The organism is Rhizobiales bacterium NRL2 (genome assembly GCA_001664005.1).
GTDB lineage: Bacteria > Pseudomonadota > Alphaproteobacteria > Minwuiales > Minwuiaceae > Minwuia.
In genome coordinates, this window is sequence record CP016093.1 from 257,120 (window position 1) to 270,125 (window position 13,006).

The following is a 13,006-nucleotide window of genomic DNA, read 5'->3' on the forward strand; positions in this document are numbered from 1 at the left end:
GGGAGGGCGCGTCATGCAGAGCTGGAAGATCGGCAAGGTCAAGGTCACCAAGATCGTGGAGATGGAGGTGCCCGGCGGCACGCGCTTCATCCTGCCCGACGCCACGAAGGAAGCCTGCCAGCCCATCGAGTGGATGAAGCCGCACTTCATGACCGAGGAGGGGCGGCTGATCATGTCGATCCACGCCCTGGTCATCGAGACGCCGGACCGCCGCATCGTCGTCGACACCTGCCTCGGCAACGACAAGAAGCGCGAAATCCCGGCCTGGTCGGACCTTTCGCTGCCCTTCCTGGAGGACATGGAGAAGGCGGGCTATCCGGCCGATTCCATCGACACGGTGATGTGCACGCACCTGCATGTGGATCATGTCGGCTGGAACACCCGGCTGGTCGACGGCAAGTGGGTGCCGACCTTCACCGGCGCGCGCTATCTGATGGCGACGCCCGAGTTCGACTACTGGCGGGCCAAGGACGACGATCCGGCGAGCCAGCAGATCTTCGCCGATTCCGTGCAGCCGGTCTTCGATGCGGGTCTGGTCGATTTCGTCGACACGACCCATCGGATCTGCCCCGAGGTGACGCTGATGCCCACCCACGGCCACACGCCGGGCCATGTCTCGGTGCTGATCGAATCGGAAGGGGAGAAGGCGATGATCACCGGCGACTTCGTCCATCATCCCTGCCAGATGGCGCGGGTCGACTGGTGCAGCACCGCCGACTACGACCAGAAGGCCGCCCAGGCGACGCGGGAGCGCGTCTTCGCCGAGTTCGCGGAGACGCCGACGCTGATCATCGGCACCCATTTCGCCGGCGCCACCGCGGGTTACCTCAGGAAGGACGGCGACGCCTACCGGCTGGACGTCTAGAACGGTCCAAAGTTGGATTGAGCCATCATATGTTGTTGCCCTTGGACTTGATCCGAGGGCCTGTGCACCCATCCGCGCCACGACACAGGTCCTCGGGTCAAGCCCGAGGACTCCGGCATTGGGCAGGTTCAGCGTCCTGCGCGGCGCGTCAGCGCCGGCGCGGGACCCATGCCTGAGCTGGTCCGGGGGAAGCGGCGTTTCCATGATTCAGAAGGCGCGCGGGCCGGCCATGCCACCTGCGCTCGGGCGGCGACCCGGGGGTCCCCGGCGCGCCGACCGGCAATGCACGCGGGCCGGCCCAACCAACCCCCGCGCGCCATGTGGAACCGCTGTCTACGGCAGCAGCACCGTCTGGCCCGTCGTCCTGCGGCCCTCGAGATCCCGGTGCGCCTGGGGCGCGTCGGCGAGCGCGTAGCGCTGGTTGATCTCGATCTTCACCTTGCCCGAGGAGACCATCTCCATCACCCGGCCGGCGGAAAGCTCCAGGTCGGCGCGGGTGGCGGTGTAGGTCATCAGCGTCGGGCGGGTCATGTAGAGCGAGCCCTTCGCCGCCAGCGTGGCCGGGGCGAAGTTCTCGATCGGGCCCGAGGCGTTGCCGAAGGTGACGTAGAGGCCGCGCGGCTGCAGGCAGTTGAGCGAGCCCTCGCAGGTCGCGGCGCCGACCGAGTCGTAGACCACCGGCACGCCCTTGCCGCCGGTCAGCTCCATCAGCTTCTCGCGGAAGTCCTCGGCGTTGTAGTCGATCACCTCGTCATAGCCGTGTTCGAGGGCGAGCTTCACTTTCTCGGGCCCGCCGGCGGTGCCGATGGCGCGCACGCCCAGCGCCTTCAGCCACTGCCCGGCGATCTGGCCGACGCCGCCGGCCGCGGCGTGGAACAGCACCGTCTCGCCCGCCTTGCACTCGTAGGTGCGGTGGACCAGGTACTCGACGGTCATGCCCTTCAGCATCATCGCGGCCGCGGTTTCGTCGTCGATGCCGTCGGGCACCTTCACCAGCTTGGAGGCGTCCATCACCCGCGCCTCCGAGTAGGAACCCGGCGGCGGGGCGGCATAGGCCACGCGGTCGCCGACGGCGATATGGTTCACGCCATCGCCCAGGGCCTCGACCACCGCCGCGCCCTCCATGCCGACGCCATAGGGCGCCGACTGCGGGTAGAGGCCCGTGCGGTGGTAGACGTCGATGTAGTTCAGCCCGATGGCCGTGTGGCGCACCCGCGCCTCGCCGGGACCGGGATCGGCCAGCTCGACATCCTCGAACAGCATCTTCTCCGGGCTGCCCGGCTCGTGCACGCGTATCGCCTTGACCATGTGGATCTCTCCTGCAACCCGTCACCGCCCGGCTCGTCCGGGCGGGTCCATGGGGGGAGGTGTGGAATGGATGGCCCGGACAAGCCGGGCCATGACGTCGGACTACGCCAGCGCCGAGCGGAACAGCTCCAGCGTGCGCTGGTTGGCGAGCTGCGCCGCCTTCTCGTCGTAATGCTCGCCGCCGACGCGGGCGAAGGCGTGGTCGTTGCCCTCGTAGTCGTAGAGGGTGACGTGCTCGTGGCTGTCGAGGCCCTCGTGCATCTTCGCCTGCGCCTCCTTGTCGACGAAGCCGTCCTCGGTGGCGACGTGCAGGATCAGCGGCCGGGTGATGTTCTTCGCCTCGCCCAGCATCTTGTCGATGTTCACGCCGTAATAGCCGGAGCCGGCGTCCGCGTCGGTGCGGGTCATGGACAGATAGGTCAGCAGCCCGCCCAGGCAGAAGCCGACCGTGCCGACCTTGCCGGTGCAGCCGTCGACGCCGCGCAGGTGGTCGATGGTGGCCTGGACGTCCTCCATGCCCTTGTCGGCGTCGAATTTCTGGAACAGTTCGAAGGCCTTGGCCCATTCCTGCTCGGTCTTGTCGGTGATCTGGATGCCCGGCTCGATGCGCCAGAACAGGTCGGGGCTGAGCGCCACGAAGCCTTCCGAGGCGAGCCAGTCGGTGATGCCGCGCATGACCTGGTTGACGCCGAAGATCTCCTGGATGACGACGACGCCCGGGCCGCTGCCCGAGGCCGGCTTCACCAGATAGCCGCCGAAGCTGCCGCCGTCCTTCGCCTTGATGCGGATGTCCTCGCCCATGTTGTCCTCCCTTGTGCCGCGCGCCGTTTCACGTGAAACGCGTGTCTTTGAAACCCGGCAGGGATGGTAGGGAGGGGAGACTATCCCGGCAAGGGCGGCGGACCGCCCGGAGGGGCGTCAGAGCAGCACGCCCTCGTGGCGCAGCAGCCAGACCTTGTCCTCGACCCCGCCGGCGGCCGAGAAGCCGCCCAGGCTGCCATTGGCCGCGACGATGCGGTGGCAGGGGATGATCACGGGGATCGGGTTCTGGCCGCAGGCCGTGCCGACCGCCCGGGCCGGGGCGCCGATCTCGCCGGCGACGTCGCCATAGGTACGGGTCGCGCCCTTCGGGATCGCCTGCATGGCGGCCCAGACCGAGCGCTGGAAGTTCGAGCCGGCGGGGCGGAGGGGGAGGTCGAATTCATCCAGTTCGCCGGCGAAATAGGCCGCGAGCTGATCCGCGGCGCGGTCGTGCAGGCCGCAGTCTTCCGGCGCATCCGGCCAGCCGCTCTTCGACCAGCGCAGCGCGGTGATGGCCGCGCCATCGCTCTCGATCCGGATGGTCCCCAGGGGACTGTCATGCAGGGTCACGGGCATGCAACGAAGATAGGGCGGGCGCGGGTTGCCGTCATCCCGGTTGTTGCGGTGAAAGCGGCGGTCCCGGCTCGGGCCTTGCGCTGCTCGGGTTGGCCGGGATGACACCGATGGGGAGGGCGACCCCCTCCCGGCCCGCTGGCGCGGCCCACCCTCCCCCTTGGCCAAGGGGGAGGGGCGGGGTGGGGGATCGGAGATGCCATGTGGGTGCGTCAGCCGCCACGCAGCTCCCGCGCCAGGGCCTCCGGGTCGGTGATCGGCAGGCCGCAGACCATCCCGCGGCAGACATAGGCCGCCGGTTTGCCGTCGACCGGGCCCTTGCCGTGGGCCGGGTGGTTGTCGGGCAGGGCGCCGGCGCCGGGGTCGACGATCTGCAACAGCCGGTCCGGTCCGGCATGGCGACCGGCGGCGGCCACCAGCGCGTCGGTGGCCGGATCGTCGCGCCCGCCGGCGATCACGATGTCGAGGGCGGCCATGTCGAAGGCCATGGCGTTCATCGCCGTGGTGACGGGGAAGAAGTTCTTCGTCATCTGGGTGGCGAAAGCCCCGGCCAGCGTGTCCAGCCGCTCCCGCCAGGCCGCGTCGCCGGTCAGCCGCCACAGCCGGCTGAGCACGCCGATCATCACGCCATTGCCGTTGGGCGCGGCGTTGTCGCCGAGATCGAGAGTGCGCACGATCAGGGCCTCGGCGTCGTCGGCGGTGAAGTAGTAAGCCCCGGACCGCTCGTCCAGGAAGTGTTCGTCCAGCACCTGCACCCAGCGGGTGGCGTGCTCGATGTAGTGGCTGGCGCCGGTCGCCTCGTGCAGGGCCAGCGCCGCGTGGGCCATGCAGGCGTGGTCGTCGCGCATGCCGGTATGGCGCGCGCGGCCTTCCCGCCAGGCGTGGAACAGCCGCCCGCTTTCGGCCTGCATGTCCTTGACCACGGCGGCGAAGGCGCGCTGGGCGGCCTCGATCCAGGCTCGCTCGCCGAAGGTCAGCCCGGCCTCGACCAGGGCGGCGATCATCATGCCGTTCCAGTCCGCCAGCACCTTGTCGTCCCAGGCGGGGCGGACCCGCTCGGCCCGCTTCGCCAGCAGTTTCGTGCGCGCCGCGGCCAGCCGCGCCTCGGTTTCCGCGTCCAGCAGATCGGGTTTCAGACGCCGGTTGGGGATGTTCTTCCCCTCGAAATTGCCGTCCGGCGTGATGTCGTAGAAGTCCTTGAACAGCGCGGCTTCCGGGCCGAGGACGGCGTCGATCTCGGACTCGTCCCAGACATAGAACTTGCCCTCGACGCCCTCCGAATCCGCGTCCAGCGAGGCGGCGAAGGCGCCATTGGCGGCAATCATCTCGCGCAGCACCCATTCCGCGGTCTCGCGCACCCGCTGTTCCAGCAGCGGCAGACCCTCCTTGCGCCAGACCTGGCTCATCAGGGTGATCAGCGCCGAATTGTCGTAGAGCATCTTCTCGAAATGCGGCACCAGCCACTCGGCGTCGACGGAATAGCGGGCGAAGCCGCCGCCCAGATGATCGTAGATGCCGCCCTGAGCCATCCGCGCGAGGGTGTTGAGCACGGCGTGGCGGGCGTTGATGTCGCCGGTGCGCAGATGCATGCGCCAGAGCAGCTCGAAGGCCGGCACCTGCGGGAACTTGGGCGCGCCGCCGATGCCGCCATGCTGGGAATCGACCTCCTGCAGCAGGCGCTGGCCCACCTGGTCGAGCACGTTCGGCGCGATCTGCGGCCGGTCGGGACGGATCTCCAGCATCGCGTTCTCGCGCAGGCCCGTGGTCAGGGCCTCGGTGTTCTTCGCGATCGTGTCCTTGTCCTCGTCGTAGACCTCGCGGATGCGCTGCAGCACGTCGGGGAAGCCCGGCCGGCCCCAGCGGCTTTCCGGCGGGAAATAGGTGCCGCCCCAGAAGGGCTTGCCGTCGGGCGTGAGGAACATGGTCAGCGGCCAGCCGCCCTGCTCGCCCAGCATGTGCAGGGCGGTCATGTAGATGGTGTCGATGTCGGGGCGTTCCTCGCGGTCGACCTTGATGTTGACGAACAGCTCGTTCATCAGCCCGGCGATCGCCTCCGATTCGAAGCTTTCATGGGCCATCACGTGGCACCAGTGGCAGGCGGCGTAGCCGACCGAGAGCAGGATCGGCTTGTCTTCCGCGGCCGCAGCCTCCAGGACTTCGGCCGACCACATCTGCCAGTGGACCGGATTGTCCCTGTGCTGCAGCAGGTATGGACTGGTGCTCTGGTCGAGATTGTTGCGCTTCAGATCGAGCGTCATGACGGCGGCGGCTCCCACGTTCTATGATGCGTCTTGCTTCGGGGCGTTCCCCCAGAGAATAGGTGCCAGCACATGAAAATCACCATCGACATCGACTGCACGCCCGAGGAAGCGCGGATCTTCTTCGGTCTGCCGGACGTCCAGCCCATGCAGCAGCGCCTGATGGCCGACCTCGAGGAGCGGCTGCGCCAGAACATCCAGGACCTGGAGCCCGAGGCGCTGTTCGCCAAGTGGCTGCCCATGGGCATGCAGGGCGTGGAGCAGATGCAGAAGGCGATGTGGGCGGCCATGTCGGGCAACGGCAAGAAGGACTGACCGGGCTGTCCGGCGCCGACACGATCTACGCTCTGTCCAGCGCGCCCGGTCCCGCCGGAGTCGCGGTGATCCGCCTGTCCGGCGCGGCCTGCGACACGGTCTGCCGGGGGCTGGCCGGGGATATGCCGGAACCGCGGCGGGCCGCGCTCCGCACCCTCCGGGATGGGCAAGGCGCGGCGATCGACCGCGGGCTGGTGCTGCGTTTTCCCGGACCGGGCAGCTTCACCGGGGAGGACGTGCTGGAGCTGCACGTCCATGGCGGCCGCGCCATTGTCGAGGATCTGCTAGGTGCGCTGGGCGGTTTCGAAGGGCTGCGCATGGCCGAGCCCGGCGAATTCACCCGCCGCGCCTTCGTCAACGGCCGCATGGATCTCACCGAGGCGGAGGGCGTCGCCGATCTGATCGCCGCCGAGACCACGGCGCAGCGACGCGCCGCGCTGGACCAGGCGGGCGGGGCGCTTTCCGGCCTCTATGACGGCTGGCGCGGGCGGCTGATCCGCCATCTCGCCCATCTGGAGGCCTGGCTGGACTTCCCCGACGAGGAACTGCCCGGCGGCGTCATGGCCGGCGTGCTGGACGACGTGGCCGCTCTCGCGGGCGAGATCGCGGCGCATCTGGCCGATGCGCGGCGCGGCGAGCGGCTGCGCCGCGGGCTGCAGGTCGCCATCGTCGGCCCGCCCAATGCCGGCAAGTCGACCCTGCTGAACACCCTGGCCGAACGCGATGTCGCCATTGTCTCGGAGACGCCGGGGACGACCCGCGACGTGCTGGAAGTCCATCTCGATCTGGGCGGCTGGCCGGTGACCCTGATCGACACGGCGGGGCTTCGGGAGACGGAGGACGCCATCGAAAGGGAGGGCGTGCGCCGCGCCGCCCAACGCATGGCCGCCGCCGACGTGGTGCTGGCGCTGCACCCGGCGGACGGGGCGGCGGGATTCTCCATGCCGTCGCATGAAACCACGGCGGCGCTGATCGAGGCGGTGAGCAAGGCCGACCGGCTGGGCCCCGGCGCGGCGGCCGGCGGGCGGCTCCGGCTGTCCGCGGCGACCGGCGAGGGCCTGCCCGAACTGCTGGAACGGCTGACGGCGCTGGCGGCGGAGCTGATGGCGTCCGGCGGCGGGGCGATGCCGACCCGGGCGCGGCACCGGGCGGGGCTGGCGGACTGCCGTTCGGCGCTGGAGCGGGCGGCCGAAGGCGGCCCCGAACGGCCGCCGGAACTGATCGCCGAGGACCTCCGCCTCGCCATGCGGGCGCTGGGCCGCATCACCGGCGCCGTCGACGTCGAGGACCTGCTCGACGTCATCTTCCGGGATTTCTGTATCGGGAAGTGATGCCGGTTGGCGCGCGGGGGATGGCTGGGCCGGCCCGCGCGCCTTCTGCACCGGCCGGTGGGTCTGCCGTTTCACGTGAAACGAGCCGTCCGCCATGCGACCGCTTGAGGGCGCGGCCCGATGCGCGTATCTAGCGGCCCATGGGCACGGCCAGCGACATCGCGGACATCACCTGGGACGTCATCGTCATCGGCGGCGGCCATGCCGGCTGCGAGGCCGCGGCGGCGGCGGCGCGCACGGGCGCGGCGACCCTGCTGCTGACCCACCGCGCCGACACCATCGGCGAGATGTCCTGCAACCCGGCGATCGGCGGCGTCGGCAAGGGCCATCTGGTCAGGGAGATCGACGCCCTGGACGGCCTGATGGGGCGGGTCGCGGATGCGGCCGGCATCCAGTTCCGTCTGCTCAACCGTTCGAAGGGTCCGGCGGTGCGCGGTCCGCGGGCCCAGAGCGACCGCGCCCTCTACAAGGCGGCGATGCAGCGCGCCCTGGCCGAACAGGCGAATCTCGCTATCCACGAAGCCGGGGCAGAGGACCTGATCCTGGAGGACCGGGGCGGGGCCGCGCCGGGCGTGGCGGGCGTGGTCACCGACCGCGGCGTGCGGCTCCGGGCGGGCCGGGTGATACTCACCACGGGCACCTTCCTGCGCGGTCTGATCCATCTGGGCGAGAAGAACTGGCCCGCCGGGCGGGCGGGGGAGGCGCCGGCCGTCGGTCTCGCCGCCACACTCGACAGGCTGGGCTTCCGTCTCGGCCGGCTGAAGACGGGCACGCCGCCCAGGCTCGACCGGCACAGCATCGACTACGCCGCGCTGGAGGCACAGCCGGGCGACGAGCCGCCCGTGCCCTTCTCCTGGATGACCGCGCGGATCGCAACGCCGCAGCTGCCCTGCCACATCACCGAGACGACGCCGGAAGCCCACGCGATCATCCGCGCCAATCTCGCGCGCTCGCCGATGTATTCGGGCCGGATCGAGTCCACCGGGCCGCGCTACTGCCCCTCGATCGAGGACAAGGTGGTCCGCTTCGCCGACCGGGACCGCCACCAGATCTTCCTGGAGCCCGAGGGCCTGGAAAGCGATCTGGTCTACCCGAACGGCATCTCGACCTCCCTGCCGGAGGACGTGCAGCGCGCCATGATCGCGGTCCTACCGGGACTGGCGAAGGCGCGCATTGTCCGTCCCGGCTACGCCATCGAATATGATTTCGTCGACCCGCGGGAGCTGCATCCGAGCCTCGAGGCCCGACGCGTGGTCGGACTCTATCTCGCCGGTCAGATCAACGGTACGACCGGCTATGAGGAGGCGGCCGGACAGGGCCTGCTGGCCGGTCTCAACGCCGCCCGCGACGCCGCCGGCCAGGCGCCGGTGATTCTCGGCCGCGCGGACGCCTATATCGGGGTGATGATCGACGATCTGGTGACCCGCGGCGCCATCGAGCCCTATCGCATGTTCACCTCGCGCGCCGAATATCGCCTGACGCTGCGCGCCGACAACGCCGACCAGCGCCTGACCGAGATCGGCATCGGGGCCGGCGTTGTCGGCGCCGAACGCGCAGCCATGTTCCGTGCGCGGATGGCGGAGCTGGACAATGCCCGCGCGATGATGGCGGAGCGCAGCCTGACCCCGCCCGAAGCGCAGCGCCACGGCCTCTCGGTCAACGCCGACGGCCAGCGGCGCAGCGCCATGGACCTGTTGCGCTATCCGTCGATCGCATTCGCCGACCTCGCGCGCATCTGGCCGGAGCTGGCCGAAGTCGCGCCTGGCATCGTCGAGCAGCTCGAGATCGACGCCGTCTACGCCGGCTATCTCGACCGGCAGCAGGCGGATATCCGGGCGTTCCGCAAGGACGAGGCCGTGGCCCTCCCGGCGGATCTCGACTATGGCGCCATCGCCGGACTGTCCAACGAGATGAAGGAAAAGCTGTCTGCGGCCCGGCCTTCGACCATCGGTCAGGCGGGCCGGATCCCGGGCGTGACCCCGGCGGCCCTGTCGCTGGTGCTGGCCCAGCTGCGCAAGGGCGCGCGCGCCGCGGCGGGCTGAGGGGCCGATGGACGCAGTTGGCTTCGCGGCCCGCACCGGTGTTTCACGTGAAACGGTCGAGCGTCTGGAGATCTACGCCGCGCAGCTGCGGCGCTGGAACCGGGCGATCAATCTCGTCGCCCCGAAAACCCTGGACGCCCTCTGGTCGCGCCACTTCCTGGACTCGTGGCAGCTTCTCGATATCGCCGGCGGGATAGGCGATGCAGGCGGGCGCTGGTACGACCTGGGCAGCGGGGGTGGATTTCCGGGCCTCGTGCTGGTCGCGTGCGGCCTCGAGGGCGTGACGCTGATCGAATCGGACCGCCGCAAGACGGCCTTCCTTCGGGAGACGGCGCGGGCGATGGGCGTCGATGCGGCGATCCACGCCGAGCGGATCGAGGATCTCGACCTGCCGCCGGCGGACACGATCACGGCCCGCGCGCTGGCGCCGCTGCCGAAACTGCTCGATCTGTCGGCGCATCTGCGCGGGCCACATACACGCTGTCTGTTCCTCAAGGGCCAAGATGTAGAGAGTGAGTTGACTGCGGCCACGAAATATTGGAAATTCACTCTCTCCAGGCACCGAAGCCTCAGCGACAAGCGCGGGACGGTGCTGGTCATGGAGGAGCTGACGCGCCGTGACGATCCAGCATGACATCAAGGCCCAGGCCTCCCGCCGCCCGCGCACGCTGGCGGTGGTGAACCAGAAGGGCGGGGTCGGCAAGACGACAACCGCCATCAATCTCGGCACCGCCCTCGCGGCGGTCGGCCGTTCGGTGCTGATCGTCGATCTCGACGCCCAGGGCAACGCCTCGACCGGGCTCGGCATCGACCGCGACCGCCGCCGTACCAGCAGCTATCACGTGCTCGTCGACGCGGCCTCTGCCAGGGACGCAATCATACCGTCGGACGTACCGCGCCTGGACATCATGCCGGCGTCGGTAGAGCTGAGTGGCTCGGAGCTGGAGCTGATCGAACTGCCGGAGCCGCAGCTCCGCCTGCGGCATGCGCTCGCCGCCCTACCGGCCAAATACGACTATGTGCTGATCGACTGCCCGCCCTCGCTCAATCTGGTGACGGTCAACGCCATGGCCGCGGCCGAGGCGGTGCTGGTGCCGCTGCAGTGCGAGTTCTTCGCCCTGGAGGGTCTGAGCCAGCTCATGTCGACGATCGACCGCGTGAAGCGTACCCTGAACCCGGAACTGGAGATCCAGGGAATCGTGCTCACCATGTTCGACCGCCGCAACAATCTCTCCGAGCAGGTCGCCGAGGATGTCCGCCGCCACATGGGGGCGAAGGTCTACGATGCGGTGATTCCGCGCAATGTCCGCATCTCGGAGGCGCCGTCCTATGGCCGCCCGGCCCTGCTCTACGATTACCGCTGCGCCGGCAGCCAGGCCTATATCCGCCTCGCCGGCGAGCTCATCCGGCGCGAACGCGCCCGCACCGCCGCGGCCTGAGGCGCGCATGTCGGACCAGAACGAGCCGCCGCGCCGGCCCGGCAACAGAGGCCTCGGGCGCGGCCTGTCCGCCTTGCTGGGCGAGGCCTCGCAGGCCGATGACGAGACCCTGCAGCGCGCCCGCAACATCCGCACCATGCCCGTCGAGCGTCTGCGGCCGGGGCGCTATCAGCCGCGTCAGAGCTTCGACGACAAGGAGATGCGCTCGCTGGTGGAATCGATCCGCCGCCAGGGCATCCTGCAGCCGATCCTGGTGCGCCGCGACCATGACGAGCCGGAGCTGTTCGAAATCGTCGCCGGCGAACGGCGCTGGCGGGCCGCCCAGGCGGCGCAGCTGCACGAGATCCCGGTGGTGGTCCGCGACCTGTCCGACGAGGACGCGCTGCGCATCGCCCTGGTCGAGAACATCCAGCGTCAGGATCTCAATCCGCTGGAGGAGGCCGAGGGCTACCGCCGCCTGATGCAGGAGTTCGGCCACGGCCAGACCGAGATCGCCGAGGCCGTGGGCAAGAGCCGCAGCCATGTCGCCAATGCCATCCGGCTGCTGGGCCTGCCGGATCAGATCAAGGCATACTTGCGCGAGGGCAAGCTGACTGCCGGTGCGGCGCGGGCCGTACTGACCGCCGAAGACCCGGTAGGTCTGGCGCAGGAGATCGTCGAACGCGGCCTCAATGTCCGCGAGGCGGAGGCCATCCGCCGCAAGGTCACGAAAGCGGCGGAGGATGCGCCGCCGCGCGTGCAGAAGGACGCCGACACGGCGGCTCTGGAGCAGAGCCTGCGCGAGGCCCTTGGCCTGGCGGTGGATGTGCGCCACAAGGGCCAGAAGGGCGGGGAAGTGCGGATTTCCTACCGGTCCCTGGAGCAGCTCGACGAGATCTGCCGGCGCCTGACGCGCCATTGATCCCAGGATCCTGCCGGCCTCGGGCCCATTCAGGGTCACACCGTCTGAACGAGCCTGATCCGCCGGCCCTTCCGGCCTTCCGGTAGGGCGGGGAAAGCGCATTTGTCAAGATCGACCGGACCGTTCCGGCGGACCTACCGCGAAGCGGGACGGTGCAGCGCGGCCGTGCCGAGGCGCAGCAGCAGGTTGCGGCAGACGATGCGGTCGTCGGCATCGCCGCCGCGCATGTCGATATCGGCCTCGATGCAGAGACGGCGGGCGAGGGCGCGTTTGCGCGACGGCCAGAGGCCGAGCTGACGGCGGAAGGCGGCCTGGCGGTCCTTCGGCCCGAGGCGGAGCGCGCCCACCGCCTGGTCGGTGGACTTGCCCTGCTCCATCTGGGCGTCGGCCTCGTCGAACTTCTCAATATGCCGCGCCAGCGAGAGCGTCACCAGCATCGCCGGCGTCTTCTCGGCCAGGCTCTTGTCCAGCAGGGCCAGCGCATCCGCCGTGCGGCCTTCGAAGGCGGCGAAGGCGATGGCGTCGAAACCGACCGCCGACTGGTCGCCCAGCACGGCGGCGACGTCCGGCTCGGTGACGGGGCTGTCGTCGCCCAGCTTGTAGGTGACCAGCGTCTCCAGCATCCCACGATTGGCCTGGCGGTCGGGGCCGAGCCGCCGCGCGATCATGGCCCGCGCCGCCGGATCGACGCGCAGGCCCGAAAGCGCCTCGCCGATCAGCCGGTCCAGATCCTGCGCGCCGTCCGGATAGCAGGGCAGGGCGACCGCGGCCTTGCTGTCCTTCGCCAGCTTGCGCAGGCGATTGGAAGGCTTGATGTCGCCGGCCTCGAAGATCACCGCGGCCGCGTCGGACGGGGTTTCGAACAGGTCCGCCGCCGCCGCGCCCACGGCCGCCTGACCGGCGTCAGCGACTCGGATCACCCGCTCTCCGCCGAACATGCCGATCTGGTTCGTCTCGTCGGACAGCCGCGATGGATCGTCGGACAGCATGTCGGCGTCCAGCCGCACGATCTGGAAGGGGTCGGGGTTGTCGCCCAGCAGCCGCTTGGCGATCCGCTCCGCGCGTTCCCGCACCAGTCCGGTATCGGGGCCATAGATCACGAAGATCCGGTGCGGCCAGTCGGACCCGCTCAGATAGCGGTCGACCTCCCAGGGCTTGACCTCCACCGGGCGC

General features: G+C 69.8%; 12 protein-coding genes. 7 read left to right on the forward strand and 5 right to left on the reverse strand.

Features of this window, described 5'->3' with window-relative positions; translation table 11 throughout:
- Positions 1 to 13 precede the first annotated feature (13 nt).
- On the forward strand, positions 14 to 865 hold the full coding sequence (locus TEF_01130) for an MBL fold metallo-hydrolase (protein ID ANK79549.1): 852 nt from the start codon (positions 14 to 16) through the stop codon (positions 863 to 865).
- Between the two features lie 333 nt (positions 866 to 1,198).
- On the opposite strand, the gene TEF_01135 is transcribed toward TEF_01130, so the two are convergent.
- The 4 genes from TEF_01135 to TEF_01150 all read right to left on the reverse strand — a co-directional run bounded on the left by TEF_01135 (position 1,199) and on the right by TEF_01150 (position 5,805).
- Positions 1,199 to 2,173, reverse strand: a complete 975-nt coding sequence (locus TEF_01135) for a quinone oxidoreductase (GenBank protein ANK79550.1) — start codon at positions 2,171 to 2,173, stop codon at positions 1,199 to 1,201.
- A gap of 102 nt (positions 2,174 to 2,275) precedes the next feature.
- The gene (locus tag TEF_01140) at positions 2,276 to 2,974 is read right to left on the reverse strand and encodes a carboxymethylenebutenolidase (protein ID ANK79551.1); all 699 of its coding nucleotides are present in this window, start codon (positions 2,972 to 2,974) and stop codon (positions 2,276 to 2,278) included.
- A 117-nt stretch (positions 2,975 to 3,091) separates the two neighbouring features.
- Positions 3,092 to 3,550 carry a cysteine methyltransferase gene (locus TEF_01145; protein ANK79552.1) on the reverse strand — a complete coding sequence of 153 codons (459 nt, stop codon included), beginning with the start codon at positions 3,548 to 3,550 and terminating at the stop codon, positions 3,092 to 3,094.
- 209 nt (positions 3,551 to 3,759) lie between these two features.
- Positions 3,760 to 5,805, reverse strand: a complete 2,046-nt coding sequence (locus TEF_01150; protein ID ANK79553.1) for a thymidylate kinase — start codon at positions 5,803 to 5,805, stop codon at positions 3,760 to 3,762.
- A gap of 72 nt (positions 5,806 to 5,877) precedes the next feature.
- Between TEF_01150 and TEF_01155 the strand changes: the two genes are divergently transcribed.
- The 6 genes from TEF_01155 to TEF_01180 all read left to right on the forward strand — a co-directional run bounded on the left by TEF_01155 (position 5,878) and on the right by TEF_01180 (position 11,833).
- Positions 5,878 to 6,120 carry a hypothetical protein gene (locus TEF_01155; GenBank protein ANK79554.1) on the forward strand — a complete coding sequence of 81 codons (243 nt, stop codon included), beginning with the start codon at positions 5,878 to 5,880 and terminating at the stop codon, positions 6,118 to 6,120.
- Positions 6,121 to 6,125: 5 nt separating this feature from the next.
- Complete coding sequence (locus TEF_01160) at positions 6,126 to 7,451, forward strand: tRNA uridine(34) 5-carboxymethylaminomethyl synthesis GTPase MnmE (GenBank protein ID ANK83199.1); 1,326 nt, start codon at positions 6,126 to 6,128, stop codon at positions 7,449 to 7,451.
- A gap of 140 nt (positions 7,452 to 7,591) precedes the next feature.
- Positions 7,592 to 9,493: a tRNA uridine(34) 5-carboxymethylaminomethyl synthesis enzyme MnmG gene (locus TEF_01165; GenBank protein ID ANK79555.1), complete on the forward strand. Its 1,902-nt coding sequence runs from the start codon at positions 7,592 to 7,594 to the stop codon at positions 9,491 to 9,493.
- Positions 9,494 to 9,500: 7 nt separating this feature from the next.
- Entirely contained in the window at positions 9,501 to 10,127 is a 627-nt protein-coding gene (locus tag TEF_01170) for a 16S rRNA (guanine(527)-N(7))-methyltransferase RsmG (protein ANK79556.1), read from the forward strand.
- Positions 10,111 to 10,932 carry a chromosome partitioning protein ParA gene (locus TEF_01175; protein ANK79557.1) on the forward strand — a complete coding sequence of 274 codons (822 nt, stop codon included), beginning with the start codon at positions 10,111 to 10,113 and terminating at the stop codon, positions 10,930 to 10,932. Before TEF_01170 ends, TEF_01175 begins: the two co-directional genes overlap by 17 nt.
- Before the next feature lie 7 nt (positions 10,933 to 10,939).
- Entirely contained in the window at positions 10,940 to 11,833 is an 894-nt protein-coding gene (locus TEF_01180) for a chromosome partitioning protein ParB (GenBank protein ANK79558.1), read from the forward strand.
- 134 nt (positions 11,834 to 11,967) lie between these two features.
- On the opposite strand, the gene TEF_01185 is transcribed toward TEF_01180, so the two are convergent.
- Positions 11,968 to 12,999 carry a DNA polymerase III subunit delta gene (locus TEF_01185; GenBank protein ANK79559.1) on the reverse strand — a complete coding sequence of 344 codons (1,032 nt, stop codon included), beginning with the start codon at positions 12,997 to 12,999 and terminating at the stop codon, positions 11,968 to 11,970.
- Positions 13,000 to 13,006: the final 7 nt, after the last annotated feature.